This is a genomic window from Cognatiyoonia sp. IB215182 (assembly GCF_033963905.1).
Classification (GTDB): Bacteria; Pseudomonadota; Alphaproteobacteria; order Rhodobacterales; family Rhodobacteraceae; genus Yoonia.
The window spans coordinates 265,611-290,084 of sequence record NZ_JAXBMB010000001.1 but is presented as its reverse complement, the minus strand read 5'-3'; the positions used below and the strand labels follow the sequence as shown (position 1 = coordinate 290,084).

The 24,474-nt window shown below is 60.6% G+C and carries 26 protein-coding genes; 10 read left to right on the top strand and 16 right to left on the bottom strand.

Annotated elements, in window-relative coordinates; translation table 11 throughout:
- Window positions 1-27 precede the first annotated feature (27 nt).
- Complete coding sequence (locus SLH47_RS01480; protein ID WP_320237971.1) at window positions 28-3,213, top strand: reductive dehalogenase; 3,186 nt, start codon at window positions 28-30, stop codon at window positions 3,211-3,213.
- Window positions 3,214-3,271: 58 nt separating this feature from the next.
- Here the strand turns inward: SLH47_RS01480 and SLH47_RS01475 are convergent, their stop codons facing one another.
- Window positions 3,272-3,550, bottom strand: a complete 279-nt coding sequence (locus SLH47_RS01475; protein WP_320237521.1) for a DUF3572 domain-containing protein — start codon at window positions 3,548-3,550, stop codon at window positions 3,272-3,274.
- A 91-nt stretch (window positions 3,551-3,641) separates the two neighbouring features.
- On the opposite strand from SLH47_RS01475, the gene SLH47_RS01470 reads away from it, so the two are divergent.
- On the top strand, window positions 3,642-5,033 hold the full coding sequence (locus SLH47_RS01470) for a diguanylate cyclase (RefSeq protein WP_320237520.1): 1,392 nt from the start codon (window positions 3,642-3,644) through the stop codon (window positions 5,031-5,033).
- On the opposite strand, the gene SLH47_RS01465 is transcribed toward SLH47_RS01470, so the two are convergent.
- The 4 genes from SLH47_RS01465 to SLH47_RS01450 form a co-directional block, all read right to left on the bottom strand.
- A complete protein-coding gene (locus SLH47_RS01465; RefSeq protein ID WP_320237519.1) occupies window positions 5,022-5,507 on the bottom strand; it encodes a periplasmic heavy metal sensor in 486 nt (161 codons plus the stop codon). The genes SLH47_RS01470 and SLH47_RS01465 overlap by 12 nt on opposite strands.
- A complete protein-coding gene (locus tag SLH47_RS01460; protein ID WP_320237518.1) occupies window positions 5,500-5,847 on the bottom strand; it encodes a hypothetical protein in 348 nt (115 codons plus the stop codon). The genes SLH47_RS01465 and SLH47_RS01460 overlap by 8 nt, the downstream gene beginning before the upstream one ends.
- Window positions 5,840-6,427: an RNA polymerase sigma factor gene (locus SLH47_RS01455; RefSeq protein WP_320237970.1), complete on the bottom strand. Its 588-nt coding sequence runs from the start codon at window positions 6,425-6,427 to the stop codon at window positions 5,840-5,842. Before SLH47_RS01455 ends, SLH47_RS01460 begins: the two co-directional genes overlap by 8 nt.
- Window positions 6,428-6,504: 77 nt before the next feature.
- Window positions 6,505-6,954 carry an EF-hand domain-containing protein gene (locus tag SLH47_RS01450; protein WP_320237517.1) on the bottom strand — a complete coding sequence of 150 codons (450 nt, stop codon included), beginning with the start codon at window positions 6,952-6,954 and terminating at the stop codon, window positions 6,505-6,507.
- Between the two features lie 160 nt (window positions 6,955-7,114).
- Between SLH47_RS01450 and SLH47_RS01445 the strand changes: the two genes are divergently transcribed.
- Complete coding sequence (locus tag SLH47_RS01445) at window positions 7,115-7,504, top strand: DUF983 domain-containing protein (protein ID WP_320237969.1); 390 nt, start codon at window positions 7,115-7,117, stop codon at window positions 7,502-7,504.
- Window positions 7,494-8,201, top strand: a complete 708-nt coding sequence (locus SLH47_RS01440) for an NUDIX hydrolase (protein ID WP_320237516.1) — start codon at window positions 7,494-7,496, stop codon at window positions 8,199-8,201. Before SLH47_RS01445 ends, SLH47_RS01440 begins: the two co-directional genes overlap by 11 nt.
- Here the strand turns inward: SLH47_RS01440 and SLH47_RS01435 are convergent.
- A complete protein-coding gene (locus SLH47_RS01435; protein ID WP_320237515.1) occupies window positions 8,198-9,100 on the bottom strand; it encodes a DMT family transporter in 903 nt (300 codons plus the stop codon). The genes SLH47_RS01440 and SLH47_RS01435 overlap by 4 nt on opposite strands.
- A 25-nt stretch (window positions 9,101-9,125) precedes the next feature.
- Entirely contained in the window at window positions 9,126-10,013 is an 888-nt protein-coding gene (locus tag SLH47_RS01430; RefSeq protein WP_320237514.1) for a fatty acid desaturase, read from the bottom strand.
- A gap of 82 nt (window positions 10,014-10,095) precedes the next feature.
- Here SLH47_RS01430 and SLH47_RS01425 point away from each other — a divergent pair, with 82 nt between their 5' ends.
- On the top strand, window positions 10,096-10,959 hold the full coding sequence (locus SLH47_RS01425; RefSeq protein WP_320237513.1) for a helix-turn-helix transcriptional regulator: 864 nt from the start codon (window positions 10,096-10,098) through the stop codon (window positions 10,957-10,959).
- A gap of 183 nt (window positions 10,960-11,142) precedes the next feature.
- On the opposite strand, the gene SLH47_RS01420 is transcribed toward SLH47_RS01425, so the two are convergent.
- From SLH47_RS01420 to SLH47_RS01405, 4 genes are read right to left on the bottom strand one after another with little or no spacing between them, the layout of a single operon-like run.
- Entirely contained in the window at window positions 11,143-12,603 is a 1,461-nt protein-coding gene (locus SLH47_RS01420) for a carnitine 3-dehydrogenase (protein WP_320237512.1), read from the bottom strand.
- Window positions 12,604-12,609: 6 nt separating this feature from the next.
- A complete protein-coding gene (locus SLH47_RS01415; protein ID WP_320237511.1) occupies window positions 12,610-12,852 on the bottom strand; it encodes a hypothetical protein in 243 nt (80 codons plus the stop codon).
- On the bottom strand, window positions 12,849-13,364 hold the full coding sequence (locus SLH47_RS01410) for a lipocalin family protein (RefSeq protein WP_320237510.1): 516 nt from the start codon (window positions 13,362-13,364) through the stop codon (window positions 12,849-12,851). Before SLH47_RS01410 ends, SLH47_RS01415 begins: the two co-directional genes overlap by 4 nt.
- Window positions 13,361-14,275 carry a 3-keto-5-aminohexanoate cleavage protein gene (locus SLH47_RS01405; protein WP_320237509.1) on the bottom strand — a complete coding sequence of 305 codons (915 nt, stop codon included), beginning with the start codon at window positions 14,273-14,275 and terminating at the stop codon, window positions 13,361-13,363. The genes SLH47_RS01410 and SLH47_RS01405 overlap by 4 nt, the downstream gene beginning before the upstream one ends.
- A 254-nt stretch (window positions 14,276-14,529) precedes the next feature.
- Between SLH47_RS01405 and SLH47_RS01400 the strand changes: the two genes are divergently transcribed.
- Window positions 14,530-14,988 (top strand): GNAT family N-acetyltransferase, encoded by a 459-nt coding sequence (locus SLH47_RS01400; RefSeq protein ID WP_320237508.1) that lies wholly within the window; start codon window positions 14,530-14,532, stop codon window positions 14,986-14,988.
- Window positions 14,989-15,021: 33 nt separating this feature from the next.
- On the opposite strand, the gene SLH47_RS01395 is transcribed toward SLH47_RS01400, so the two are convergent.
- Window positions 15,022-15,777: an OmpA family protein gene (locus SLH47_RS01395; RefSeq protein ID WP_320237507.1), complete on the bottom strand. Its 756-nt coding sequence runs from the start codon at window positions 15,775-15,777 to the stop codon at window positions 15,022-15,024.
- A gap of 487 nt (window positions 15,778-16,264) precedes the next feature.
- Window positions 16,265-17,173: a LysR family transcriptional regulator gene (locus SLH47_RS01390; RefSeq protein WP_320237506.1), complete on the bottom strand. Its 909-nt coding sequence runs from the start codon at window positions 17,171-17,173 to the stop codon at window positions 16,265-16,267.
- A gap of 117 nt (window positions 17,174-17,290) precedes the next feature.
- On the opposite strand from SLH47_RS01390, the gene SLH47_RS01385 reads away from it, so the two are divergent.
- Window positions 17,291-18,244: an SDR family oxidoreductase gene (locus SLH47_RS01385; RefSeq protein WP_320237505.1), complete on the top strand. Its 954-nt coding sequence runs from the start codon at window positions 17,291-17,293 to the stop codon at window positions 18,242-18,244.
- A 341-nt stretch (window positions 18,245-18,585) separates the two neighbouring features.
- On the opposite strand, the gene SLH47_RS01380 is transcribed toward SLH47_RS01385, so the two are convergent.
- Window positions 18,586-19,629, bottom strand: a complete 1,044-nt coding sequence (locus SLH47_RS01380) for an aldo/keto reductase (protein WP_320237504.1) — start codon at window positions 19,627-19,629, stop codon at window positions 18,586-18,588.
- 129 nt (window positions 19,630-19,758) lie between these two features.
- Between SLH47_RS01380 and SLH47_RS01375 the strand changes: the two genes are divergently transcribed.
- Complete coding sequence (locus SLH47_RS01375; RefSeq protein ID WP_320237503.1) at window positions 19,759-20,982, top strand: MFS transporter; 1,224 nt, start codon at window positions 19,759-19,761, stop codon at window positions 20,980-20,982.
- Window positions 20,983-21,069: 87 nt separating this feature from the next.
- On the top strand, window positions 21,070-21,408 hold the full coding sequence (locus SLH47_RS01370) for a hypothetical protein (protein ID WP_320237502.1): 339 nt from the start codon (window positions 21,070-21,072) through the stop codon (window positions 21,406-21,408).
- Here the strand turns inward: SLH47_RS01370 and SLH47_RS01365 are convergent.
- Window positions 21,403-22,095, bottom strand: a complete 693-nt coding sequence (locus tag SLH47_RS01365; RefSeq protein ID WP_320237501.1) for an aspartate/glutamate racemase family protein — start codon at window positions 22,093-22,095, stop codon at window positions 21,403-21,405. The genes SLH47_RS01370 and SLH47_RS01365 overlap by 6 nt on opposite strands.
- A 13-nt stretch (window positions 22,096-22,108) precedes the next feature.
- A complete protein-coding gene (locus SLH47_RS01360) occupies window positions 22,109-22,573 on the bottom strand; it encodes a hypothetical protein (RefSeq protein ID WP_320237500.1) in 465 nt (154 codons plus the stop codon).
- Window positions 22,574-22,690: 117 nt separating this feature from the next.
- On the opposite strand from SLH47_RS01360, the gene metG reads away from it, so the two are divergent.
- Window positions 22,691-24,403: a methionine--tRNA ligase gene (metG, locus tag SLH47_RS01355; protein ID WP_320237499.1), complete on the top strand. Its 1,713-nt coding sequence runs from the start codon at window positions 22,691-22,693 to the stop codon at window positions 24,401-24,403.
- Window positions 24,404-24,474 lie beyond the last annotated feature (71 nt).

The following is a 24,474-nucleotide window of genomic DNA, read 5'->3' as shown; positions in this document are numbered from 1 at the left end:
GGCGCGCGCGGGGCGGAGGTTGCCGCCATGTTGAAGCTGCGGTCCTACAAATCCCGTCCTGTCCATCTTGGCCCGTTTCCACTGGAAAAACTGGCGCGTCAATCCACGATTGATGTCAGCGGGTTACCGCCCTTCACACCGGTCTCGTTCCGCAGGCCAGAGGACCCTGCAAGCATCGTGAATGCGATGCAGGACTATCAGGCGATGCTGGATGCGACACGCGACGGGATGATCAAGCGCGAGATGGCGGAGATCCCGGATGATCTGGATGAGCGTGCCCGGCATCTCAAGGCGTTCGGCTATTATTGCGATGCGCGCATGGTCGGGATTTGTGAGGTTCCGGAGGCGGTCTGGCTGAATGAGCCGGTGGTGAACCCGGATGTGGCGCGGCTGGCCGAAAAGCTGCGGGTGATGCAGCCAAGCTCGCTGGCGGCAGGGATTGATGTGATCATGGCGGGTCTGCGCGAAAGCATGGCGCTGCCGCCTGAGGATTGCCGGCATCATAGCCATGCGTTGGTCTTTCTTTATGACCATCCGCGTGATCCGCGCCCGGATGAACCCGGGGCGGATTGGATCAGGGATGCGCTGCCGCAGCGGGCCTGTTTGCGGGGCGCGGAGACGGCGGTGACGATTGCCAGCTACATCCGTACCTTGGGATATGGGGCGCGTGCGCATTCAATGGCGGCGACGGATGTTGACCTGGGCGCTCTGGCGGCCCTTGCGGGCCTTGTCGCTTTGGAAGACGGCGCATTGGTGAACCCGTTTACGGGGGACCGTTACGGGCTGGCGGCGGTGACGACGACGTTGCCGATGACGCCCGATTTGCCTTTGGTGCCGGGGCAGACAGTGCCTGCGAGCTATCGCACCGGTCTGGGTGCGCATGCCACATCTGCGCGGACGCGGGACGCGTTTGCGCGGCGGGATTTTGCGGATGGGCCGCATCCGTTTGAGACGTTGAAACGGGTTGATGCGCCCACGACTTACATTGATCGCCCGAATGTGGCGCGGGTGCCGAAGCGGGCAAATATGTTCGTGCGCGGGCTGTTCGGGGATATGGGCAAACATGTGCAGGAGGCCACGAAGAACGGCAATTACGTGCGCAAATCGGCCGCCGCCTTTGCGTTTCGCCCATCGCTGGGGGCATTTGTTTTGCTGCAGGACGGCGCGGCGGTCGGCGCGCCTCGCGGCGCTTCTCCCGCTGAGAATGCGGCGAATATCAAAGCGGCCTTGTATTTTCTGGGCGTGGATGCGGTTGGATTGTCGGCATGTCCCGACTGGGCCTATTACAGCCATGACGTGAAGGGCGACCCGATCACGCCTTACCATGCCAATGCGATCTCCATGATCATCGATCAGGGACATGAAACGATGGAGGGCGCCTCGGGCGATGATTGGATCGCCTGTGCACAATCGATGCGGGCTTATTTGCGGTTTTCTTTGCTAGGGGGTGTTCTGGCGCAGCATTTGCGGAACCTCGGCTATGAGGCGAAGGTGCATTCGGTGATGGATGAGGAGGTGCTGCATCCGCCGCTCTTGCTTTTGTCCGGTTTGGGTGAGGTGAGCCGGATTGGTGAGGTGATCCTGAACCCGTTTCTGGGGCCGCGGCTGAAATCCGGTGTGGTGACGACGAATATGCCGATGGCCCATGACAAGCCGATTGATTTCGGGCTGCAGCGGTTCTGCGAGGCTTGCAATAAATGCGCGCGAGAATGCCCCTCTGGCGCGATTACCGCCGGGCCGAAGCTGATGTTCAACGGCTATGAGATCTGGAAATCGGACAGCCAGAAATGCACGACCTATCGCGTGAGCCAGAAGAATGGCGCGATGTGCGGGCGATGTATGAAGACCTGCCCGTGGAACCTTGAGGGGCTGTTTACCGAGGCGCCGTTTCGCAAGCTGGCGATGAACGTGCCGCAAGCGGCGAAAGCTCTGGCAAAACTCGACGATACGCTGGGCAAAGGTGCGATCAACCCGGTCAAGAAATGGTGGTGGGATCTGGAGATGGAGGATGACGGGGCCTATCGCCCGTCGCGCCATCCGGTAAACAATCGTGGGTTGCAGAAGGACCTTAATCTGCGCTTCGCGGATCAGACGCTTGCGGTCTACCCTGCCCCGCTTGCGCCCCCACCCCATCCATGGCCCGCACCGATGGACCGCGAGGCGGGGATTGCGGCTTATGAAGCGATGATCCCGGCGGCAGAGCATAAGGCCCGCCGCGCGGCTGGCACACCGCCAGAACATGTTTACGCGCCCGTCACGGGCGATGCACCGGTCATGCAGGTGGTGATCCGCAAGGTCACAAAGATGACTGATGCAGTTACCAAATATGAATTCTCGCTGCCCGATGGCGGCGATTTGCCCCCGGCCAGCGCGGGCGCGCACATTGATGTGGTCGTGGCGCCCGAGTTCTTTCGACAATACTCACTCTGCGGTGATCCGGCGGATCGGTCCGCTTATCAGATTGCTGTCCTGCGCGAGGATGAGGGGCGCGGCGGGTCGAAACTGATGCACCGGATTTTCACCGAAGGACGGCGTGTCTTTATCTCACCCCCGATCAACCATTTTCCGCTGGTTGAAGATGCGAAACGGACGCTGCTGTTTGGTGGCGGCATCGGGATCACGCCGATGATCGCGATGGCGCACAGGCTGCACCGCTTAGGCGCGGAGTTTGCGGTGCATTACAGTTTCAGGCGGCGCGAGGATGCAGGTTTTCTTGATGATTTGGCAGCTGCTCCCTGGGCCGACAAGGTGCGTCTGCATGTGAGCGAAGAAGGCTCGCGCGCGGATCTGGCGCGGCTGACAACCTACTCCCAAGGAGCCCATATCTATACCTGCGGGCCGGACCACTATATGGCGGCGGTGATGGAGGCCGCCGCGGCAAACGGTTTCCCCGAAGACGCCCGGCATCTTGAATACTTTGCAGTGCCCGAACAGCCCAAATACGAAAACCATGCCTTTACACTCGCGCTGCGGGATGGTCGCAAGATCGCGGTGTCAGCAGATCAATCTGCGTCTGACGCGCTGATCGCAGCAGGCATTCATGTGGACGTGAAATGTGCTGACGGGTTGTGCGGGGTCTGTAAATGCAGCGTCTTGGATGGGGCGGTCGAGCATCGTGATTTTGTGCTATCAAAAGCGCAGCAAAAGGATGCGATGATCCTGTGCCAAAGCCGCGCCGCAGCGCCAAATGGTGTGATCGCTCTGGATTTGTGACCAAAGACCAAGCGATCTGCTTGGGGATTAGTGATAAAAAAATAATACGCGCCGAGGCTCACGTCCAATTCACCTGTTCGGCTCCGGGCAGCGCGTAGCGGGCGCGCAAGGGCTGATCATAGGCAAGGTCGTGCGCGTCGCAAAAGGCGACGACCCAGGCATCGTCCATCGTCAGGAATTCAAGAACGGAGGCCTGAAACGACGGATCGCTCGCCTGCTCGCGCAGATCATCCGCGGACCCGCCTGTGGAGCCGAGAAAGACCGAGCAAAGCTCCTCGGTCCCGGCCAACCAGCCAAGCGCCTTCAGCGCGATGATCTGTGCCTGTTCGGGTCCCATTCAAAATCCTTACACTCTCAGAAACCGTTTTTTAACCAATCAACCTCAAATTGTCGCCAATTGCGCGAACGGAAGTCAAAGAGGTCCAAGGATGTCAGGTCGTATACTGATCATTGATACGGTTGCAACAAACAGAATCGTTCTGAAGGTCAAGATGCTGTCGGCGCAGTTCAGCGTGGATGCCTGCTCTAGCCGGATCGAGGCGGAGGCGATCATCGCAACAAACCGGCCCGACCTGATCCTGATCAACCTGTCCGACCCGGTGGAAGACCGCCACGCATTCTGTCAGGCCTTGCGTCAGGACCCGCAGACCGCCTCGATTGCAATCATTGCGGTCGGCGTCGCGGACACTTCGCGCGCGCGCTTTGCGGCACTGGATGCCGGCGCAGACGACGTTCTGCCGCGACCGATGAATGATACACTTCTTATGGCCCGCATCCGCAGCCTCTTGCGCGTGCGCAGTGCCACGGAAGAACTGATGCTGCGCGACGGGACGAGCCGCGCGCTTGGCTTTGAAGAGGCGCGGGCGAGTTTTGAAACAGCGGCCAATGTGGCACTGCTGGCGCCAATTGAAACCGATCATCCGCGCTTCCGCACCATTCTGCAGGCGGGTCTGTCGGTGCCTGTTCGGGTGCTTGACACCAATGCTGTCTTGCGGACGGCGAATGTGCAACCGATCCCCGATTTGTTCGTGATTGATGCCACGCAAGTTGAGACACAGCAAGCCAAGCTCTTTGGGCTGGTCTCTGACCTGCGCTCGCGCACGGAGACACGGTTGTCGACGCTGCTCATCATCGTGCCAGACGGCATGCCGGAAGTGGCGGCGATGTTCCTTGATCTGGGGGCCGACGATATTGTGGTGGCGATCACCTCGGAAGGTGAATTGACTTTGCGCGCCAAGGCGTTGGTGCGACGCAAACTGCTACATGATCGGCTGCGCGATACGGTGCGCGACGGGCTGCAGGCGGCGGTGACCGATCCGCTGACCGGGCTTTACAACCGCCGCTATGCCGAGCCGCATCTGGCGCGCATGGCCGATCAGGCCCGCAAGGCGGATCGCGACTTTGCGGTGATGATGATGGATATCGATCACTTTAAATCCATCAATGACACCTATGGTCATGCAGCGGGCGACCGCGTGCTGGTCCAACTGGCTGAACGCCTGCGTGAGAACCTGCGCACCATTGATCTGGTTGCGCGCGTGGGCGGTGAAGAGTTCCTTGTGGCCCTGCCCCGTACCACCACGGCACAGGCACATGCGACGGCCAACAGGCTGCGCCGTCTGGTCAATTGCCGCCCATTTGATCTGGGCGAGGAAGAGCCGGAACTACGCGTGACGGTCTCGGTCGGTGTGGCGGTCAGCCATCAGAACGGGTTGCCTGAGGAAGAGCCGCGCGCGGTTTGTGACAAGGCAGATGCCGCACTTTATGCGGCCAAATCGGCGGGGCGCGATCAGGTCGCGATGAGCCGTTCAGCCGCCTGACGGGCGATCCCTGTCCGGGCGGACGCGCCGCATCTCGGCTTCCAGGGCCGCGGCGAATTCCAGACGTCGCTCAGGTGTCATTTCGCTGACAAGGTCAAGCAAGGCGGCCTGAATGATACGTTGCAGCTCTGTCGTCCTGACGGCCTGGGCGTCCATGGTCGCGGCCATTTCTGCGGCATCAAAGGGGTCAGCGCCGAGTGCTGCAACCACATCCTGCATGCCGCCGCGCAGATTCAGATCGCGCAGGGCGCCGTCGCGAAAAAGGCTGCGGCGCAGCGCGCGCCGTTCGTCGGGGGCAAGGGCGCGGCCCAAGGGACCCAGCCCCAACTCAATCTGAGGTGGTGGCCCGTCTTTCAGGCGGCCCGACGCCGCCGCACCGGCCACGAGCCCGACGATGGCGAGATTGAGTGCCAGGGAAATAGCCAGGATCACGCGCCAGAGTCGGCCGGGTTTGGAAGGGGTCGTGTCAGCCATCGGCAAAGGGATCCATGTCAAATGCGGTGTCGCTGCTGAGAATACCAACGGCCACCTGTTCGCCCAGCATGGCGGCGGTGAAGTCTTCGACTGAGGCGGGCGGTGCAACGCCGATCCAAAGCCCGCCAAGCGTGGCGGCAACAAGACCGCCCGCCGCGGGCCAGCCGCCGATCATTTCAAAGAATCGGTCGAGAAGTGTGGGATTCGGTGTAGCCGCAGCGTGCCGCACGGCAGCGGCATCGGCCAGCACCCGGGCCACAAGTGCCTCGCTCGGGTCAGGGGCGACGTTGCGCGCCTGCCCAAAAAGATCATCCAGCATATCATCATTCGGATCAGTCATCGTGATATCCCAATTCCGCCTTGCGCCCGGCCAATATGGCGGCCAGGGCCCGTTTGCCGCGTGCTGTGAGACTTTCCACGGACCGCACGCTGATGTCCATGATTTGCGCGATTTCGGGGTTCGAAAGCCCCTCCAGATGCCGTAGCGAGACCGCGGTGGCCTGACGTTCCGGCAGTTCCGCCAGTGCGTCGGACAAGGCCTGCAGGCGGGTTTGCGTCTGCATCCGCGCGGCCACACTCGGCCTGTCATCGGTCGGCTCGGCCACCTGATCAAGCGAGACCCCGCCTCGCCGCCTGCGCAGACGATCCGTGCACAGGTTCGCCGTGACCTGATAAAGCCAGGTGCTGACCTGCGCAGTACCCGCACGCCACTCGGGCGCAACTTTCCAAAGGCGCAGCATCGCTTCTTGCGCGACATCCTCCGCCTCGGTCGGGTTGGCGAGCATCCGCGTTGCCTGCGCCAGAACGCGCGGCAAAAGGCGTTGTGTCAATTCACGCGCGGCCTGCCCATCCCCTTGGGCAAACGCCAAAAGCAGATCCGCATCCGAGACGCTGACCTTGGGATCCCACGTGGTGTTCATCGGGTCTTTTGCTATCGCCCTTGGCCGCCTTGTGTAAATGGCAGAAGGCCAGAGGCCGCCTTCTGCCATCGATGCGCTCATCCGCGGTCGCGCTGGCCTTTGTGGCCACCGGCCCGCTCTTGGGCGGCATCAAACTCAGCCTGGCTGATGGCGCCATCGCCATCGGCGTCGATCCGTTCAAACATCCGACCGGCACGGTCGCCCCGCTGGGGCAACTCGCCCTGCTGCAGAAGGCCGTCATCATTCGCATCAAAACGGTCCATCATGCGTCCGATCCGCTCGGCCTGGCGTGCGTCGGCGGCAGCGGTCATTTCTTCAGCCGACAGCCCGCCATCACCGTTTGTGTCAGCAGCAGCAAAGCGCGCCGCACCTTGCGCCTGCATCTCTTCCAGCGTCAGGCTGCCATCATTGTTCAGATCAAGCGTCTGAAAGTCCGGCCGTTCACGCGGGCCGTCCTGGGCCTGGGCTGCGGCGCTGCTCATCACCACTGCAGAGATCATTGCAGTCAAGAGGATTGTCTTTTTCATCTTTCTTCCTTTTGTTATGCAGCGTGCTGTGCTGCTGACATTCCTTGAACGGCGAGCTAGGATATTTCCGTCGCGCGGTGGCGCAATTCTTTACAAATTGCCGCATGCCCTTTTCAAAGGGCTGCGGATAGGTCATCTGACCCGCAAGATCGGAGACATTATGACGGATGCAATGACCCACGAGAATGAGCGGCCGATGCGCCCGGCCCTGATGCATGGTCTGCGCTGCCGATGTCCGAAATGCGGCGAGGCGCAGTTGTTCACCAGCTATCTGAAGGTGACCGACCATTGCCCGAATTGCGGCGAGGCCTTGCATCATCACCGTGCCGATGACGGGCCGGCATATCTAACCATCCTGATCGTGGCGCATATCATCGGCTTTGCCATTCACATCATGTGGGTGGTCTGGCGGCCCGAACCATGGGTCATGGCCACGGTGCTGAGCGTCGGTGCAGTTGCACTGTCGCTGGCACTGCTGCCGCGTCTGAAGGGCATGATTGTGGGCATCCAATGGGCACGGCGGATGCATGGCTTTGGGCATGCGGCCTAATCTGGTCCCCAAACCGCGGACCGGGCCTGCCCCGATCCGGGACGCCGCAACGATCATCGTTTTGCGCCATGCCGACACAAACCCGATGGTGCTGATGGGCCAGCGCGGGGCCAAGGCTGCGTTTATGCCGGGCAAGTTCGTCTTTCCCGGTGGTGCTGTCGATGCCGATGATGCGCGGGTGCCGCTGACTGCCCTGTCCTCTATCGATGAGGAGCGGCTGAAAAGCGAAAGCCGGATGTCCCCCGTTTCGCTCGCCGCTGCCGCGATCCGCGAATTGTGGGAAGAGACGGGGCAGATGCTGGGCACGGTCGGGGCCTGGCCGCATCCGCCCGAAAACTGGCGCCGGTTTGCCGATACGGGCCATTGGCCGAATGGGCGTGCGCTGCAGTTCTTTTTCAGGGCCGTCACGCCCGAGGGGCGTCCGCGCCGGTTTGATGCGCGGTTTTTCTTGGCCTCGGCGGATGATCTGGTGACAGACCCGGATGATTTCTTTGGTGCCGAGGATGAGCTGGCGCATCTGCAATGGGTTCCACTTGCTGCGGCCCGCCAATTCAATCTGCCCTTTATCACCCAGGTGGTGCTGGCGGAACTGATCGTGCATCTCAAACAAGATGGCCCGCCCGCCGCCGTCCCGTTTTTCCGCAATGATGATGAGGCGCATCTGGTCAGTCGTCTTGAAGGGAAATCACCGCTTTAGGTGACGAGGACCAGAATGATGATGCTCGCCGTGAGCAGCGTCAGCCCTTGCCATTCGCGCGCAGTGACCTTCTCACCAAAGACGAATGCGCCAATCAGGAGTGAGAACAAAAGCTCCACCTGCCCCACCGCATTCACATAAGCCGCGTTCTGCAGGGTGAACGCAGTGAACCAGCAGATCGAACCGACCATGCTGGTCAGCCCCACAAGGCCCGCAACACGCCATGCGCGCAAAACGGTGGTGATCTGCCCGCGCTCGCGCCAGGCCAGATAGGCCGCCATGGAAAGCGTCTGAAACGCTGTCACAAAGGCCAGCGTGATGATCGCGCGATAGAACACGTCGCCATCGCCAAGCGACAAGGATGCGCCGCGATAGCCGTTGCCGGAAATCCCGAAAAGGATACCCGCGCCAAGGCCCAACGCCGTCGCCCTGTTAAAGATCCGCTGGTGCCACGGGCCGGTGCCGCCCGGCGGGTCCGACAGCAAGAGGACCCCCGCAAGGCCCACGCACATGGCGAAAATCGCCCAGCCGGTGAAGACATCGCCAAGGATGAGAAAGCCGAATAAGGCGCTCAGCAGCACTTCGGTCTTTTTGAAGGTGATCCCGACGGCAAAGTTGCGATGCATGAACAGCGCCACCACACACATCGTGGCGAGGATCTGCGACGTGCCTCCTGCGAGCATGTAGGGCCAGAACTGCGCTGGGACCTGCGGTGCGCCCTGTCCGGTTGTCGTGGCATAAAGGGTGGCGATCACAGCGACCAACGGCGCGGAATAGATAAACCGTGCAAAGGTCGCCCCAGCAGTCGAAAGCTGGGTGGCTTTGAGGTGCTTTTGCAGCATGAACCGCAAGGTCTGCGCGGCGGCGGCACCAAGTGTGATCAGTATCCAGGGTTCCATCAGGAACCCCTATGCACCCAATCGCCTAGCGCCGCCAGAGCGGGTGCGCGACGGGGTCCTTGCGATGCCAGAGGTAGCGGGCAAAAACCTCTGTGTACGAGCGGTAGACATAGCCGCCATTGCGGCGCTGGTAATGGTCTTTATGCGACCGGTAGAGTGCCGGCAAGTCATACCAGGCGACGCCCGGATGCATGTGGTGGACCACGTGCAGGTTGTTGTTGAGGAAGAGAAAGGCGAAGGGCCCGCGATCCTCGATAATCACGCTACGCCCGCTGGCGCGTTCGTGGGCCTGATGCTCCAAAAACGTGCGCAGCTTCAGAAGCGACATCGCGAGATAGGCGGCGGTGAAATAGGCCCAGACCGGGATAGGCGCGACCGAGATTACCCAGAGCGTGACGATGAGCGCAGGGATATGCAGCGCCCAACCTCGCGTCACGATGGCGTCGCGTATGCGCCATTCGCCCAGCATGAACATGATCGTTCCGATGGCGGGCCCGAGGATCAGCCGCCCGGCGAGCGTATTATTCCAAGTCAGGATCACCTGAACGGCGCGCGGCAACTTCTCCCACGTCCCAGGATCGAGGAAATTGGTTTCGGGATCATCATAAGGGTCGGTCAGCGTCGCATCGTTATGATGCGCCAGATGCGTGGCCTTGAACCGCGCATAGGGCACGATCAGCATCAGCGGCGGCCAGATCAGTGCATCATTCAGCCATTGGCGCCGAAACGGATGGCCGTGGATCACCTCGTGCTGGAGCGAGGCATGGAGCGCGATGATGATCGCAAGCAGCGGGACCGCCAGCACGGTCGGAGCCATCCAGAGCGCGGCAAGCCACCCGGCGTAGCACATAATGATAAGGCCCAGCGTGGGCCAATCAACCCCGCCGGGACGGTGCTTGTTATCCTGTCCCATGCTGACATTTTGGCGGGCAGCAGTTGTTTTGCCCATTCTGAGAGTAGTTCACAAAAACCGCGATCTGTGATCTTCTACTGTCATGGTGATAAAAATCGACAAACGTGAGCGTGCTCAACTCTTCCGTGATCGCCTGCAGACTGCTATGTCTGCGGTGCAGATGTCACAAAGCGCCCTCGCGCGACGGGTGGGGGTGGACCGGTCGACCTTGTCGCAACTCCTGAAGGACAGAGGTGCCCGTTTGCCCAACGCACAATTGGTGGCCGAGGTGGCAGCGGGTCTGGGGGTGAGTGCGGACTGGCTCCTTGGTCTGTCGGACCGGCCTGAGCAGGCGGCTGATCTGGTGGCCACGGCCATTTCAATGACAGAGGCGCCCCGCGCAATGGTCGATGACCAGATCTTTGCCTGGCATCAGGAGGCTGCAGGCTACAAAATCCGGCACGTGCCAGCGGGCTTGCCCGATATGCTCAAGACCGAGGATATGCTGCGATGGGAATACGCGCCCTCGCTCGGCAAGACGATTGATCAGGCGATTGGCGCCAGCCGCGATAGACTGAACTGGATGCGTGGGGCAAGGTCAGACTACGAGATCGCGCTGCCCATGGCCGAGTTAGAGGCTTTTGCGGGCGCGACAGGGTATTATGCTGGTATCTCACCCGCTTTGCGGCAGGCACAGTTGTTGCAGTTCCGTGATTTGCACGCACAGCTGTATCCGTCTTTGCGCCTGCACATTTTTGACAAGCGACAGCTTTTTTCGGCGCCCGTCACGGTGTTCGGGCCGCTTCTCGCGGTCATCTATATCGGGCAGAACTACCTTGTCTTTCGCGACACTGACCGGGTGGTCGCGATCACGCAGCATTTCGATGCGCTGGTCCGCGCGGCGGCCATCGGGCAGCGGGAGCTCGCGGCGTATTTCGATGGGTTGATTGGAGACATTGCAGCTTAGGCCTGGATCGGAACAAGCGCGGCACGCGCGCCGATCCATCGACAGTCCGCCCCACCGGGCTGTCGATTTGGCCGGTCTTGGCAAAATGATGCCGCGTCTCGCCACGATTGCGGGAATAAAGTGCCCAGATACTCACCTTCCATCGCCATCCCGCGGACTGCCGATGGAGCGACGCGCTGACAATTACCCTTTAACACCAACAGCCTTCCCGCCACCATCAGGTTTCGGCAGTTTCGCGTGCGCCTCAGCCACCTTTGTGAGCACCTCTGCCAAATGCCGCGCGGGTGCGCTGGCGCGCCGTGTCTCAAGGCTGACATGAATCAGCATGTGCTCGCCCGTCGCGAGCTCGCGCGTGCCTTCGTACATGCGGTGAAAGAGATGCATCTTCTTGCCTTCGCCGAGTAGCACCTGCGTCTCAATACGGATCACGGCACCGGCATGAACCTCGTCCAGATGGCGGATATGGGTCTCGGCGGTGAAAAAGCTACCGCCCGTCTTGATGTACTCGGCGTCGCAACCGATCAGCAGCATCATACGGTCGGTCGCATCGCCAAAGGCCTGCAGATACCGCGCCTCGTTCATATGGCCGTTATAGTCTGTCCAGTCGAGCGGGACGGCGCGGTGCACGGTGACGATCGGTTGGCTGAGGTCGTCGGGCAATTGCACTGCACCTTCAAACCGGCGGTCCTGCGCGTTCAGCAGCGCCCCTGCCCCAGCATCACGGGCCTTGAGCCCGCGCAGGATGGTTACAAGGTTATCGTCGCGCATGCGTTCGAGTTCGCGGATCGTATGCGCGCCGGATTGCGCATCGGATTGGTCCGCAATCTGGGTGATCAAGTCATCGGTGAGGTCCGGAACATCCATCAGCTTGGTCCAGGGCCATTTCAGCGCGGGGCCGAATTGCGCGATGAAATGGCGCATGCCTGCCTCGCCACCAGCAATTCGGTAGGTCTCAAACAGGCCCATCTGCGCCCAGCGCAGGCCAAAACCATAGCGGATCGCGTTGTCGATCTCTTCGGTCGTGGCGATACCGTCCTTGATGAGCCATAGCGCCTCGCGCCAGACGGCCTCAAGAAACCGGTCGGCGATATGGGCGTCGATTTCTGCGCGAACATGCAGGGGATGCATGCCGATGCCGGTCAGGATGTCCTTGGCTTTTTCGGTGATCTCGTCTGCCGTGGAAGGGCTGGGCACCAGTTCGACCAAAGGCAACAGATAGACCGGGTTGAATGGATGTGTGACGATGATTTGCCCCGGTCGTTTCGCGTGTTCCTGCAATTCAGATGGTTTGAACCCGCTGGTGGACGAACCGATGATGGCGTCGGGCGCGCAGTGTTCCTGAATACTGCGATAAACCTCGCGCTTGAGGTCCAGCCGCTCGGGCACGCTTTCCTGAAGCCAGATCGCGCCCGCAACAGCATCGGGGATCGTATCATGGAATGTCAGCGCACCTTCGGGTGGTAAAGCCACATCCGAAAGACCCGGGAGCGATCTGCGTGCGTTGTCCAGCACCGCACCCAATTTGCGCTCGGCTTCCGGGTCAGGGTCAAAAACCCGCACATCCCACCCCATCAAAAGAAAGCGGGCCGCCCAACCGCCCCCGATGACACCGCCGCCGATGATTGCCGCAATCTGACCACTCATGCGGCGCTACCCGGCATTGGCGGGGTTGTCGAACTCATCGACGGGCTGCGGCGCTCCCCGCACAGACGGGTCACAAGCAATCATAGCGGTATTGGCGTCCCGGATGATCAGGCCACCGCGCGACCGGCAATCCTCAAAGCTCATGCGGCCACCGATGACCATGAATTCGGGATTGCCCGCGCCCCCAAAACCCGCCCCGCCATCGCAAGCGGCCAAAAGCGTTACAAAACCAATCGCGAGACGCTTCATTGCGCGACCTCCTCTAACCGGGTCAGATCATAGCCGTTGAAGGCAAGCACATCCTTGGCCGCATCCAGCCGGTCGGCGCGGATGTCGGGCGTGCGGTTCAGGATCCAGCCCGCGCGTCCGTTCGGCGCACCAACGACAGCGGTCTGGTAATCTTCATCGGTCCAGAGCACCCAGTAATCGGCGGCCACAAAGGGCACCGAGGGAAACCGGACCTTAAGCCTGCCGGGGCCGACGATTTCCGCAGTGCCCGCAATGCGAGACTTTTCCGTACCATCGGGATTGCGGCAGATATTCAGGACCGAGATCAGCCCGTCATCGCGCGCGCCGTATTCTGCGGTCACTCCCACACAGCCCCGCTCAAACGGGACGGGATAGCGCGCGACCTCGTACCAGAGGCCTAAGTAACGGTCAGGTTCGAACACCGCCTTCGACGCGATGGGGGCATCGGTATCGCGATAAACCTCAAGCACCCCGCAACCGGAGAGGAGCAGTGCGAAAAGAAGCGCCCTCATGCCGCGACCGGGGCGCGTTTGGTCAGGCCCAGTTTCGCGCGGACCGCGTCGGGGCCGATCACCCGTGCGCCAAGGTTTTCGATGATGCCAACGGCGCGCTCCACAAGCTGCGCGTTGGTGGCCAGCACGCCTTTGTCGAGCATCAGATTATCCTCCAGCCCCACGCGCACGTTGCCCCCTGCAAGAACGGCGGCGGCGACATAGGGCATCTGCGACCGGCCCAAACCAAAGGCCGAAAAGACCCAATCGTCGGGCACGTTGTTGACCATGGCCATGAACGTGTTCAGGTCATCGGGCGCGCCCCAGGGCACGCCCATGCAAAGCTGCACGAGGGCCGGGCTGTCGAGGATACCGTCCTGCACGAGTTGCTTGGCATACCAGAGATGGCCGGTGTCAAACGCTTCGATCTCCGGCTTCACGCCCAGATCGGTCATCATCCGGCCCATGGCCTGCAACATGCCAGGCGTGTTGGTCATGACATAATCGGCCTCGGCGAAGTTCATCGTGCCGCAATCGAGCGTGCAAATCTCGGGCAGGCAGGCGGCCACATGGGCGACACGTTCCGTGGCCCCAACCATATCAGTACCTTCAACAGTCGGCAGCGGGGCCTCGGTGCCGCCAAAGACGATGTCGCCGCCCATGCCCGCCGTCAGGTTCAGGACGACGTCAACCTCGGCATCACGGATGCGGTCGGTGACTTCGCGATACAAAGCAAGATCGCGCGACGGCACGCCGGTATCAGGGTCACGCACATGGCAATGCACAATCGCCGCCCCGGCCTTGGCGGCATCAATGGCGCTCTCGGCAATCTGCTGCGGTGAGCGTGGTACATGCGGGCTGCGATCCTGGGTGGAGCCGGACCCGGTCACAGCACAGGTGATGAACACCTCGCGGTTCATTTGCAATGGCATTGCCGCCCCTTTAGTCGTTTTGCGCGACACTGGGCGAAATTGGGCAGGCGCACAAGGCAATCCTTGACAGATCGGCCTTAGGTCTGGCAGGTCATTCTACATGATCAAGCGACTGCACATTGCCAGCGTTTACTTTACCAGCGCCACATAGCGGCGGCTGGACCTTTCTGACATGTAAGATCAACAGCCGCCCGCAAGGGTGCTGAAGCTGATCTGTGTCCTTGCGCGGGGCCAAACGCCAAGGATCACGAAATATGACGACATTTTCCATCACCCCGGCAGCGCCACGCGACCTGCCCCAAATTCAGCACATGATCCGCTGCTTATCCGCCTTCCACGGGGATGAGGCAGAGGTCACGTTAGAGCAACTGCAAACGTTCTTCTTTGGCGATCACGCCCCGACGCTGGCCTTTGTTGCGCGTGATCGGCGAGAGATTGTGGGCTATGCGGGGGTGCAAAAGATGTTGCAGATCCACTCTGGCGGGATCGGCTTTGACATCCAGCATCTTTACGTCGCAGAGCGCTCACGCGCCCAAGGCGTGGGCCGCGCCCTGATCGCGGCAGTCAAGGCACATGCCGAAGAAGTTGGTGCAAAGGTCGTGACCATTGGAACCGCACCGAACAACCCCACCGCGCATGCGGCTTACCGCGCGATGGGATTGGAAGAGATCACGGATGCAGGGCCCCGTTTCAGGGTGTTCCGCGACGGGTAGGATGGGTGCTCTCACTACCCCAACCTCGCGGCTTCAGCCCGCATCCGGCAGCAGGAACTCCACACGTCGGTTCAGCGCGCGTCCTTCGGGATTGTCAGAACCATCGGCGCGCAGGTTATCGGCAACAGGGTCAACCTCACCGATCCCCGTGGCCGTGACCACATCAGCGCTCAGCGCGCTATTGGCGATCAGCCAGTCGCGCACTGCATTCGCGCGACGCAGGCCCAGCTCTTGATTGGATGCCTCGTCACCAATCGCATCCGTGTGCCCGGCAATCTGGAGCGCAGTTGCCCCCTCAAGCTCCGGCGCCAGATCTTCAAGCAGCGCCACTGCTGCAGGTTCCAGCCTGTCGTCGCCAAAACTGAAGAGGACATCCGATAGCATCATCATCGCATCCGCTTCGCCGTCCTCGCCCTTGCGCACGGCCAGCGCGTCATGGGTTTCGGCTAAAGCGGCGAGGTCAACAGCGGGCAGCGCTATGTCGGCAGAGGGTGCGGCAACTTCGCGCCCTTGTGTGGCAACACCGACGGCGGCAGGGGCGCCGACACGCGGTTGGGCAGGCAACGACACATCTTGCAGTGATGCGATCACAGGTGCTGCGACCTCTTCCTCTGGCATTGCAGGGAAGATCGCGACAGGTTCGGTCGACGGCATCGCCCCGGTAGCCTCAAGGATCGCGACCTCGTTCTGATAGGCTTGGGTTGCGTCTATGGCGTCAAACGGCAGCGCGGTGGCGGTGCTGGCCAGCGCGATGAGAGCGAAAGTGGTGAATGTGCGGGCGTTTTTCATCGGTCAATTCCTGTCGGTCAGAAGGGCGGTGTTGATACCCAATTGGTTAGGCCAACCGGAGCCTGAATCGAAATGAAGCTCGCTCATATCGTCGTTAGCGCCTGTTTCAGCGGTAAGACCTCCGCCAATTACGGCGAGACCGTGACATCATCACTGCAAAATCACGCATTCTGCGCCGCAATAGATCGCAGAAGGATTGATTGACACAAATACGGAAACACTTGCGTAGGCCCGCTTGTTCAGTTCGGCACAGATACTTCCACAATCCTGCACCCTTTTCAGTTGGTTGCCGGTCCATAGCAGCTAATCTCACGACACTCTCGCGCAACCTGTGAGAATTGTTTCAATGCACGCGTTGGGATCGCTGCCACGAAGTGCAGGATCGCGACATGTGCAATCGGTGGAGAGGTCGATGACGAAAGCCCGCCAAGAACTCGTGCTTGCTGACATGTCGCTGTACGGCAAATGCTTGCGTTCAGTTTTGACACTAGAATTTTGTTTGGCGGAGTGCTTCGACTACGAAATCAATGAATACACGCAGCTTGAGCATGATCTGCGCGCGGCCCGGATAGTAGATGTGAAAACCCGGGATATCCGGCAGATGGTCCTCTAAGACTTGAACCAATTCACCGCGATCAAGATGAGGTTGCACAATCGGACCAACCTCATAGGCCAACCCCAACCCCGCAAGGGCGGCGTGCATTTTTGCGTTTGGGTCGTTGACAGTCACAGCTCCGGAGACGGGCACATGCCGGTCTTCGCCTCTCTCGACAAAGCGCCAGTGATAGATCGTCTTTTGCGTCGGACGGCGGAAGTTGATGCACCGATGTTGGGCCAAATCGTCCGGTGTCTTTGGCGTGCCATACGTTGCCAGATACTGCGGGGAGGCACAGATCACCATGCGTGAGGGCGGCGTCAGCGCCCGCGCGATCATGTCTGGCGCCACCATCTGCCCAAGCCTGATCCCGGCGTCGAAGCCGTCCCGTACGATGTCAGCAAGGCCGTCATCGAGGAATACCTCGACCTCAACATCCGGGTAGGCGTCCAGAAAGGCGGGCAGGATCGGCTCGAAGATAACCGGATATGCGATGCGCGGCGCATTGATGCGCAGCAGGCCCGAGGGCCGCTCTCCGAACTCGCGGATCGATGCCAGTGTATCGCTGACCTCGGCCATCGCTGGCCGTACGCGATCTACAAAGACGCGACCAGCCTGCGTCAGCCCCACACTCCGGGTCGTGCGCGTCAAGAGAGGCACGCCGATACGCTCTTCTAGCTGTTTGACCGCCTGGCTGACCGCAGAGGGCGTGACGCCCAGGGCGCTGGCTGCCGCACGAAAGCTGCAATGCTCCACAACCGCCAGAAGCGGCAGTACGCCATCCAGATCCGTTCGTTTCATTCATTAGCCTGACTTAACGACCTATCAAGAAGATAGCGGATTATCGAACAACGGCAATGGTCGCATATTCGCTTCAGACATGAACGGGCCCGAGGCCCAAAACCAAGGAGCAAAGACATGACTGATCAAATCGACACCAACCGCCGCAACCTTCTGACTTCCGGCATCGCTGGGGCCGCTGCCGCCGGCGCAAGCCTTGCCGCAGCAACGGGCGCCTTCGCCCAAACCACCCCGTCCGGTATGCTTGAAGGCAAAGTGGCCCTGGTAACCGGCGCCGCCCGCGGGATCGGCCGCAGCATCACCGAGGAATATGCCCGCCACGGCGCCGCCGTCGTAATGCTTGATGTTGCCGACCCATCCGCTGTGCCGCCGGTCGAGGGGTTCCGGATTGCTAACAGCGAAGAGTTCGATGCGGCGTTCGAAGCGGTGCGCGCTATCAACCCCAACACGCTGCAAATCCGGGGCGACGTCCGAAGCGAGGATGATCTGGATGGAGCCGTGTCCCAAGCGATCTCGCGCTTTGGTGGTCTCGACATCGCAGTGGCAAACGCAGGCTATGTGCGCTGGCACGGCTTTGCCGATGGGCGCGAGTTGGATTGGAAAAGCGTTCTCGACGTAAATGTCTGGGGTGTAGCAAACACCTTCCGCGCTGCGACGCCCGCACTGCGCCAGCGGGGCGGTGGTCGGCTTATCTCGATCAGTTCCATCGGCGGTCGGCAGGGTGTTCCGGGCAATGGTGCTTACACATCCAGCAAGTGGGCAGTGATCGGCCTCACCAAGCAAGCTGCCATCGAATTGGGACCTGACAACATCACGGTCAATGCCATCGCACCCGGCCCTGTGGATACGCCAATGTATCGATCCGAAGCACAGATCGCCTCGATGGGTCTCAGCACTGCCGCTGAGCAGGACGCAGCGCTGAACCCAATGCTACCCGTCGGAGATCGCCCCGCCCTGGCCCCCGTGGATATTGCGAACACCGCGGTGTTTCTTGCCGGCGACGCCGGCGCATCAATCTCGGGTGTCTCACTGGACGTCGCACTTGGCTACAACGCCTTCTACACATCCTGACGGAACGTGATCGAGTTAAGGAGGAGCCGGCCTAGGAAACAAGGTCGGCTCGATCTCGTCATAGATCCGCAATTCAACAAACGGGCAAAGCCGACATTCAAATCAATCCGACATACGGCGCCGCCGCCCAGCCATCACGACTTAACCGCCCGTAATTGTGGCGGCGGGCGTCCGACGAGACCCGGCATTTCAGAATTCCTGATTGCCATCTACACGAAACGCTGATCCGGGACGTCATGCTTGGCCCGATGCGGTGCCGCGCATTGCACGCTCCACTCTCATCTTCTGATACGGATCCAGCCTTCTACCGATAACGGACCCCACGTCGGGCGCGCCATTGTTCAATAGGGCATCGGATGCGCCTGATGCAGTTGATCAATCGCACCGACCACGTCATCGGAAAGCACCACATCCTTGCCGCCGAGGATCTGCTTGAGCTGCTCAGAGGTGGTGGCCCCAAAGATCGCCGAGACCGGGAAGGGCCGCGTGCGTTGCCAGGCCATGGCCATGTGGACGGGATCAAGACCGTTTTCAGCGGCAAGGTCCAGATAGGCTTGTGTGGCGTCAAAGACCCGGGGTGACCGTCGCCCGCCAAGATCGCCATTGATCGCCATACGGCTGCCTTCGGGCACCTGGCCGTTCTGGTATTTGCCAGTCAGGATCCCTGCCGCCAGCGGCGAGAAGGACAAAAGGGTCACGTCCTCATTTACCGCCATCTCGGCCATATCGGTGTCGTAAAGTCGGCAAAGCAGCGAGTATTCGTTCTGCACCGACGCCATACGCGGCAGGCCCACCGCCTCGGCCTGATCGATCCATTTCGTCATGCCCCAGGCGCTTTCGTTGGACATGCCGATGGCGCGGATCTTGCCTGCTTTGACGGCTTCATCCAGCGCTTCGAGCACATCGATCATGTGATCGAGCGTTTCCTGACGGTTCTGGCTGGACGGGTCGTAATGCCAGTTCTGCCGGAACATATAAGAACCGCGGATCGGCCAATGCATCTGATAGAGGTCGATCACATCGGTCTGCAGCCGCTTCAAGGAGGCATCAACCGTCTCGCGGATGACCGCGCCGTCATAGCCGCGCCCTTCGCGGACCCAGCCGCGGTTGTTGCCGGAGACCTTGGTGGCGATCACGATCTCATCCCGCCGCCCGGTCTTGGCGATCCAGTTGCCAATCACCTGCTCGGACAGGCCCACTGTCTCGGCCCGGATCGGGTTGACCGGGTACATCTCGGCCGTGTCGAGGAAGTTGATCCCGGCATCAACCGCCATATCGATCTGATGATGCGCGTCATCTTCAGGCGTCTGGTTGCCGAAGGTCATCGTGCCCAGGCACCACTCGCTGACCATGATATCGCTGCGACCGAGGGGGAGTTTTTGCATGTCGTTGCCTTTTGTTCCGCTGTCTCGCGGGACCCTAATGTGCCCACGGTCGAGGGCAAGGGTGCAAAGGCGACATCGCTTGTCGATTGGTATCTAGCGACTCGGTGAAAAGCGGCGCATAGGCGGATCATGCGCGTTGTTTTGTCTTTTGCTGCACTCTTTCTGTCGGTTGCGTTGCTGCAATTGTCATCGGGCGGCGTGGGGCCGTTGGATGCGCTGACGGGCCTGGATGCGGGCTTTACACAGGCCGAGGTGGGCATTCTGGGCTCGGCCCATTTTCTTGGGTTTTTCATTGGCTGCTGGTGGGCGCCGCGCCTGATGGGCAGCGTCGGCCATAGCCGCGCCTTTGCGACCTGTACCGCGATGGGCGCAATTGGGCTGGCCGCACATGTGCTGGTCATCGATCCGTGGTTCTGGGCGCTGTTCCGCATCGGGTCGGGCATTTGTGTGGCCGGATGCTACACGGTCATTGAGGCCTGGTTGCAGGCTAAGGTCACGAATCAGACGCGTGGGCGGGCCATGGCGAGCTACCGTATTGCGGATACAAGCGCGTCCTTTGTGGCGCAATTCATGATCGGGGCGCTGGCCAGTCTGGAAACCTATATCGCCTACAATATCCTGACGATCCTGTGCTGCGCATCGCTTTTGCCGCTGACATTGACACGCGTGCCACAACCGGTGACTCCCAAGGCCACACGGTTGCGACCCAGGCTGGCATGGACCTGCTCTCCCCTAGGAGTTGCGGCCGTGGTCGTGGCGGCGCTTTCCAGCGCGTCATTCCGCATGGTTGGCCCGATCTATGGACAAGAGGTCGGCCTGAGCGCCGGTCAGATCGGCACATTCCTGGCGGCCTTCGTGGCAGGGGGTGCCTTGGCGCAGTATCCTGTGGGCTGGCTTGCCGACAAGTTTGATCGGCGTTGGGTGATGATCTGGCTGTCGGTGGCTGCTGTCGCCTCTTGCGGGGTGACGATCTGGTCGTCTGGGCAAGGCACCGGGTTGATTATGCTGGCGGCGGGTCTTTTCGGGCTAACCACGTTCCCGATCTACTCAGTCGCAACCGCCCACGCCCATGACTTTGCCACGTCAGAGCAGCGGGTGGAGTTATCCGCCGCACTGATGTTCTTTTTCGCACTTGGCGCCATCGCGGCACCGCTTACCACCTCCACCCTGATTGCGGCGTTCGGGCCCGCGGCCCTCTTTTACTTCATTTCGGTCGGGCATGTTGTGCTGGTGGTCTTTGGACTGGCGCGCATGCGTAAGCGCGATGCGCCGCAGGAACGGACCCGCTATGTCTATGCGCCGCGTACTACATTCGGGATCGGGCGGCTTCTGGGCCGCAGCCGCGAGCGCTAGAGCATCTGGGTTTTGGCGGGTGGATTGACCGTAGGACACAACCAGAGATATGCACAACCGCGTAAGACCAAGGACCTGACCACGCAAATGACCCGCCACTGGCCGACCTATCTTGCTGTGCTGACCGTGGCCGCAGTCGTTGTTCTTTCCGTGCGACCTGTTGGCGCAAAGAGCCACGGCTATGTAACTGTGCAGACCGAATTGCGGCAATTTCGGACCCATCGACTAAAGGGCAATCATATCTGGGTCACACTGGGCGACCGGAATGTAAGCATGCGTGCGATAAGTGTCACCGGGGACGTCTCAATCGGGGATGTGATTTGCGTGACCTATACCGATGTCTGGCCGGAAGGACTGGTTGTCCGGCAACAGGTGAATGACGCTGAATGTGATCGGGCTGGCGCGGAACGTCCGGCCAGATTATGAAGTCATGGCCTGATCGAGTGCCGCCGCACAGTGGATGCGCGTTGTATCGAAAACGGGAACCGGCACATTGGCTTCATTGAGTAGCATTCCGACCTCGGTACAGCCGAGGATCAGGCTGTCGGCCCCCGCATCGGCCAGCCGCGCAGCAATTGCAACATAGGCAACCTCACTCTCTTTCGTGGTGATGTCCTTGCAGAGCTCTTCATAGATAATGCGGTGGGTCTCGGCCCGGTCTGCGTCATCGGGCAGAACCGGTGTAAGACCGGCCTGTTTCAGCCGATCGGTATAGAAATCCTGCTCCATCGTGAAGGCGGTCGCCATCAGACCGGGGCGCCGCAATCCGGCGGCGGAAATCGCGCTGGCTGTGGCGTCGGCGATATGCAGGAGTGGGATGTAGACCCCCGCCATCATCTGATCGGCCAGTTTGTGCATGGTGTTGGTGGCCAGGATGATGAAATCGGCACCGCCTTGTTCGAGGCTTTTCGCCTCTTGATTGAGGACCTCACCTGCCGCCTCCCAATCGCCCCGCATCTGCAGAACCTCGATCTCGGCAAAATCGAGCGAGCGGATCAGCAATTGCGGCGAATGCAACCCGCCAAGCCGCGCGCGGGTCAGGCGGCAAAGCTCGGCATAGTAATGCTGCGTCGACGCGGCGGACATGCCACCGAGTACACCGATGGTTTTCATCTTGCCGCCGTCGCTAGAACTTATAGATCACCGCGACCCGCGATGTTGTCACGGCGGCAGTAAACGTGTTGTCCATGAAATCGCGGATCAGCTCGCCGCGGATGGCGAGTGTGTCGTTGATCTCGCGCGCAGCCCCAAGCCCGAAGTTGTAGCCGCCTGCATTGTCATCATCGAAGTAGTATTCGGTGATCCCGCCGCTCACATGAAGCGCATAGTCACGCCAGTCATAGCTGATGAGGCCACGTACCCGTGCGGTGTCATAGTCATTATCACCCGCGATCCGCGCGCCGAATTCGGCCTCGCCGCTGATCGCAAAAGGACCCGCATCCATCTCAAGCCCTGCGATGAGGGATGTGACCACCTGATCGTCACCCGAATGGGGGAAATGATAATCAATACCACCACCCACATAGAAATCCTGGGCATTTGCAGCACTTGCAAGGCTCGCGCTCAGCAAGGCGGGGATCAGCCGTTTCATCATCACTCTCCTGATTGGGTGGCTTGCAGCGGTATTTAGGGCTGCGGGCATCAAAACACCAGTGGTCACCGCCGCCCTGCCCCGTTAGATAGGCGGAAATCGTTCAGGACAGCACAAATGGCCCGCCATCTGATCACCTCTGCCATTCCCTATATCAACGGGATCAAACATCTTGGAAACCTCATCGGCAGTCAGTTGCCCGCCGATCTTTACGCGCGGTATCTGCGCCAACGGGGGCATGAGGTCTTGTTTCTCTGCGCGACGGATGAGCATGGCACCCCAGCGGAATTGGCCGCTGCGAAGGCCGGCAAGCCGGTGGCTGAATATTGCGCCGAGATGCATCAAGTGCAATCGGAAATCGCCGATGGGTTTCGGCTGTCCTTTGATCATTTCGGGCGCTCATCCTCACTGCAGAACCACAAGCTGACACAAGCTTTTGCGGGCCGTTTGGCAGAGCTTGGGCTGATCAAGGAAGTGACCGAGGAGCAGGTTTATTCGGTGGCCGACGGGCGCTTTCTGCCGGACCGCTATATTGAGGGCACCTGCCCCAATTGTGGGTTTGACAGCGCGCGCGGCGATCAATGCGACAATTGCGGGAAGCTGTTGGACCCGACCGATCTGATCAATCCGCATTCGACAATCTCCGGCTCAACCGATCTGGAGGTCCGCGAGACCAAGCATCTGTTCCTGCGTCAGTCGGAACTGAAGGATGATCTGGCCAAATGGATCGACAGCAAGACTGACTGGCCGGTTCTGACCACTTCGATTGCCAAGAAATGGCTCAATGACGGGGACGGTTTGCAGGATCGGGGGATAACCCGCGATCTGGATTGGGGCATCCTTGTCAAGAAAGGCGACGAAGACTGGCCCGGCATGGAAGACAAGGTGTTCTATGTCTGGTTCGACGCGCCCATCGAATACATCGCCTGCGCGCAGGAATGGCAGGATGCGGGCAAGGGAGAGAATTGGGAACGCTGGTGGCGCACCGACAAGGGTGCGGACGATGTCACCTACACCCAGTTCATGGGCAAGGATAACGTACCATTCCACACGCTCAGCTTCCCGGCCACTATTCTGGGGTCTCAGGAGCCGTGGAAATTGGTCGATTACATCAAGTCGTTCAACTACCTCAACTATGATGGCGGCCAGTTCAGCACGTCGCGCGGGCGTGGTGTGTTCATGGATCAGGCACTTGAGATATTGCCGTCAGACTATTGGCGCTGGTGGCTTTTATCGCATGCGCCGGAATCTTCGGACGCGGAATTCACCTGGGAAAACTTCCAGACGGATGTGAACAAGGACCTCGCCGATGTGCTCGGCAACTTTGTGAGCCGGATCACTAAGTTTTGCCGCTCGAAGTTCGGCGAGGCGGTGCCCAAGGGCGGCACCTATGGCCCGGCTGAAGAGCAGCTGATCGCCGATTTGACGAAACGCATCCGTGCCTATGAGGGCCATATGGATGCGATTGAAGTGCGCAAAGCGGCAGCAGAGCTGCGGGCGATCTGGGTGTTGGGCAATGAATATCTACAGGCCAGCGCGCCGTGGACCACCTTCAAGACGGACCAGGAAACGGCAGCCATGCAGGTACGGTTGGGGCTGAACCTGATCCGCATCTACGCGGTCTTGTCAGCACCCTTTATCCCCGATGCCTCCGCCGCGATGCTGGCTGCGATGCAGACGGAGGATGACCGCTGGCCCAACGACGTCGCAGCAGCAGTTGCGGCACTGCCAGCGGGGCATGCCTTTGCGGTGCCGGACAACCAGTTCGACAAAATCACTGATGAGCAGCGATCCGCTTGGTCAGAGCGCTTTGCCGGGACGCGTGATTAACCGATTAACGCTTCATTAAGAATGCTGGCGTCATATCGGGCTCAAGTGGGGTAAACGAAAAAACCCGACAG

Coding starts and splice junctions, on each gene's coding strand:
- metG (WP_320237499.1), top strand. CDS start 22,691: ATGGCCCGCCATCTGATCACCTCTGCCATTCCCTATATCAACGGGATC.
- SLH47_RS01445 (WP_320237969.1), top strand. CDS start 7,115: ATGACGGATGCAATGACCCACGAGAATGAGCGGCCGATGCGCCCGGCC.
- SLH47_RS01450 (WP_320237517.1), bottom strand. CDS start 6,954: ATGAAAAAGACAATCCTCTTGACTGCAATGATCTCTGCAGTGGTGATG.
- SLH47_RS01480 (WP_320237971.1), top strand. CDS start 28: ATGTTGAAGCTGCGGTCCTACAAATCCCGTCCTGTCCATCTTGGCCCG.
- SLH47_RS01430 (WP_320237514.1), bottom strand. CDS start 10,013: ATGGGACAGGATAACAAGCACCGTCCCGGCGGGGTTGATTGGCCCACG.
- SLH47_RS01395 (WP_320237507.1), bottom strand. CDS start 15,777: ATGAAAAACGCCCGCACATTCACCACTTTCGCTCTCATCGCGCTGGCC.
- SLH47_RS01370 (WP_320237502.1), top strand. CDS start 21,070: ATGACCCGCCACTGGCCGACCTATCTTGCTGTGCTGACCGTGGCCGCA.
- SLH47_RS01460 (WP_320237518.1), bottom strand. CDS start 5,847: ATGACTGATCCGAATGATGATATGCTGGATGATCTTTTTGGGCAGGCG.
- SLH47_RS01365 (WP_320237501.1), bottom strand. CDS start 22,095: ATGAAAACCATCGGTGTACTCGGTGGCATGTCCGCCGCGTCGACGCAG.
- SLH47_RS01410 (WP_320237510.1), bottom strand. CDS start 13,364: ATGAGGGCGCTTCTTTTCGCACTGCTCCTCTCCGGTTGCGGGGTGCTT.
- SLH47_RS01435 (WP_320237515.1), bottom strand. CDS start 9,100: ATGGAACCCTGGATACTGATCACACTTGGTGCCGCCGCCGCGCAGACC.
- SLH47_RS01470 (WP_320237520.1), top strand. CDS start 3,642: ATGTCAGGTCGTATACTGATCATTGATACGGTTGCAACAAACAGAATC.
- SLH47_RS01420 (WP_320237512.1), bottom strand. CDS start 12,603: ATGAGTGGTCAGATTGCGGCAATCATCGGCGGCGGTGTCATCGGGGGC.
- SLH47_RS01385 (WP_320237505.1), top strand. CDS start 17,291: ATGACTGATCAAATCGACACCAACCGCCGCAACCTTCTGACTTCCGGC.
- SLH47_RS01405 (WP_320237509.1), bottom strand. CDS start 14,275: ATGCCATTGCAAATGAACCGCGAGGTGTTCATCACCTGTGCTGTGACC.
- SLH47_RS01375 (WP_320237503.1), top strand. CDS start 19,759: ATGCGCGTTGTTTTGTCTTTTGCTGCACTCTTTCTGTCGGTTGCGTTG.
- SLH47_RS01440 (WP_320237516.1), top strand. CDS start 7,494: ATGCGGCCTAATCTGGTCCCCAAACCGCGGACCGGGCCTGCCCCGATC.
- SLH47_RS01400 (WP_320237508.1), top strand. CDS start 14,530: ATGACGACATTTTCCATCACCCCGGCAGCGCCACGCGACCTGCCCCAA.
- SLH47_RS01415 (WP_320237511.1), bottom strand. CDS start 12,852: ATGAAGCGTCTCGCGATTGGTTTTGTAACGCTTTTGGCCGCTTGCGAT.
- SLH47_RS01390 (WP_320237506.1), bottom strand. CDS start 17,173: ATGAAACGAACGGATCTGGATGGCGTACTGCCGCTTCTGGCGGTTGTG.
- SLH47_RS01425 (WP_320237513.1), top strand. CDS start 10,096: ATGGTGATAAAAATCGACAAACGTGAGCGTGCTCAACTCTTCCGTGAT.
- SLH47_RS01465 (WP_320237519.1), bottom strand. CDS start 5,507: ATGGCTGACACGACCCCTTCCAAACCCGGCCGACTCTGGCGCGTGATC.
- SLH47_RS01475 (WP_320237521.1), bottom strand. CDS start 3,550: ATGGGACCCGAACAGGCACAGATCATCGCGCTGAAGGCGCTTGGCTGG.
- SLH47_RS01380 (WP_320237504.1), bottom strand. CDS start 19,629: ATGCAAAAACTCCCCCTCGGTCGCAGCGATATCATGGTCAGCGAGTGG.
- SLH47_RS01455 (WP_320237970.1), bottom strand. CDS start 6,427: ATGAACACCACGTGGGATCCCAAGGTCAGCGTCTCGGATGCGGATCTG.
- SLH47_RS01360 (WP_320237500.1), bottom strand. CDS start 22,573: ATGAAACGGCTGATCCCCGCCTTGCTGAGCGCGAGCCTTGCAAGTGCT.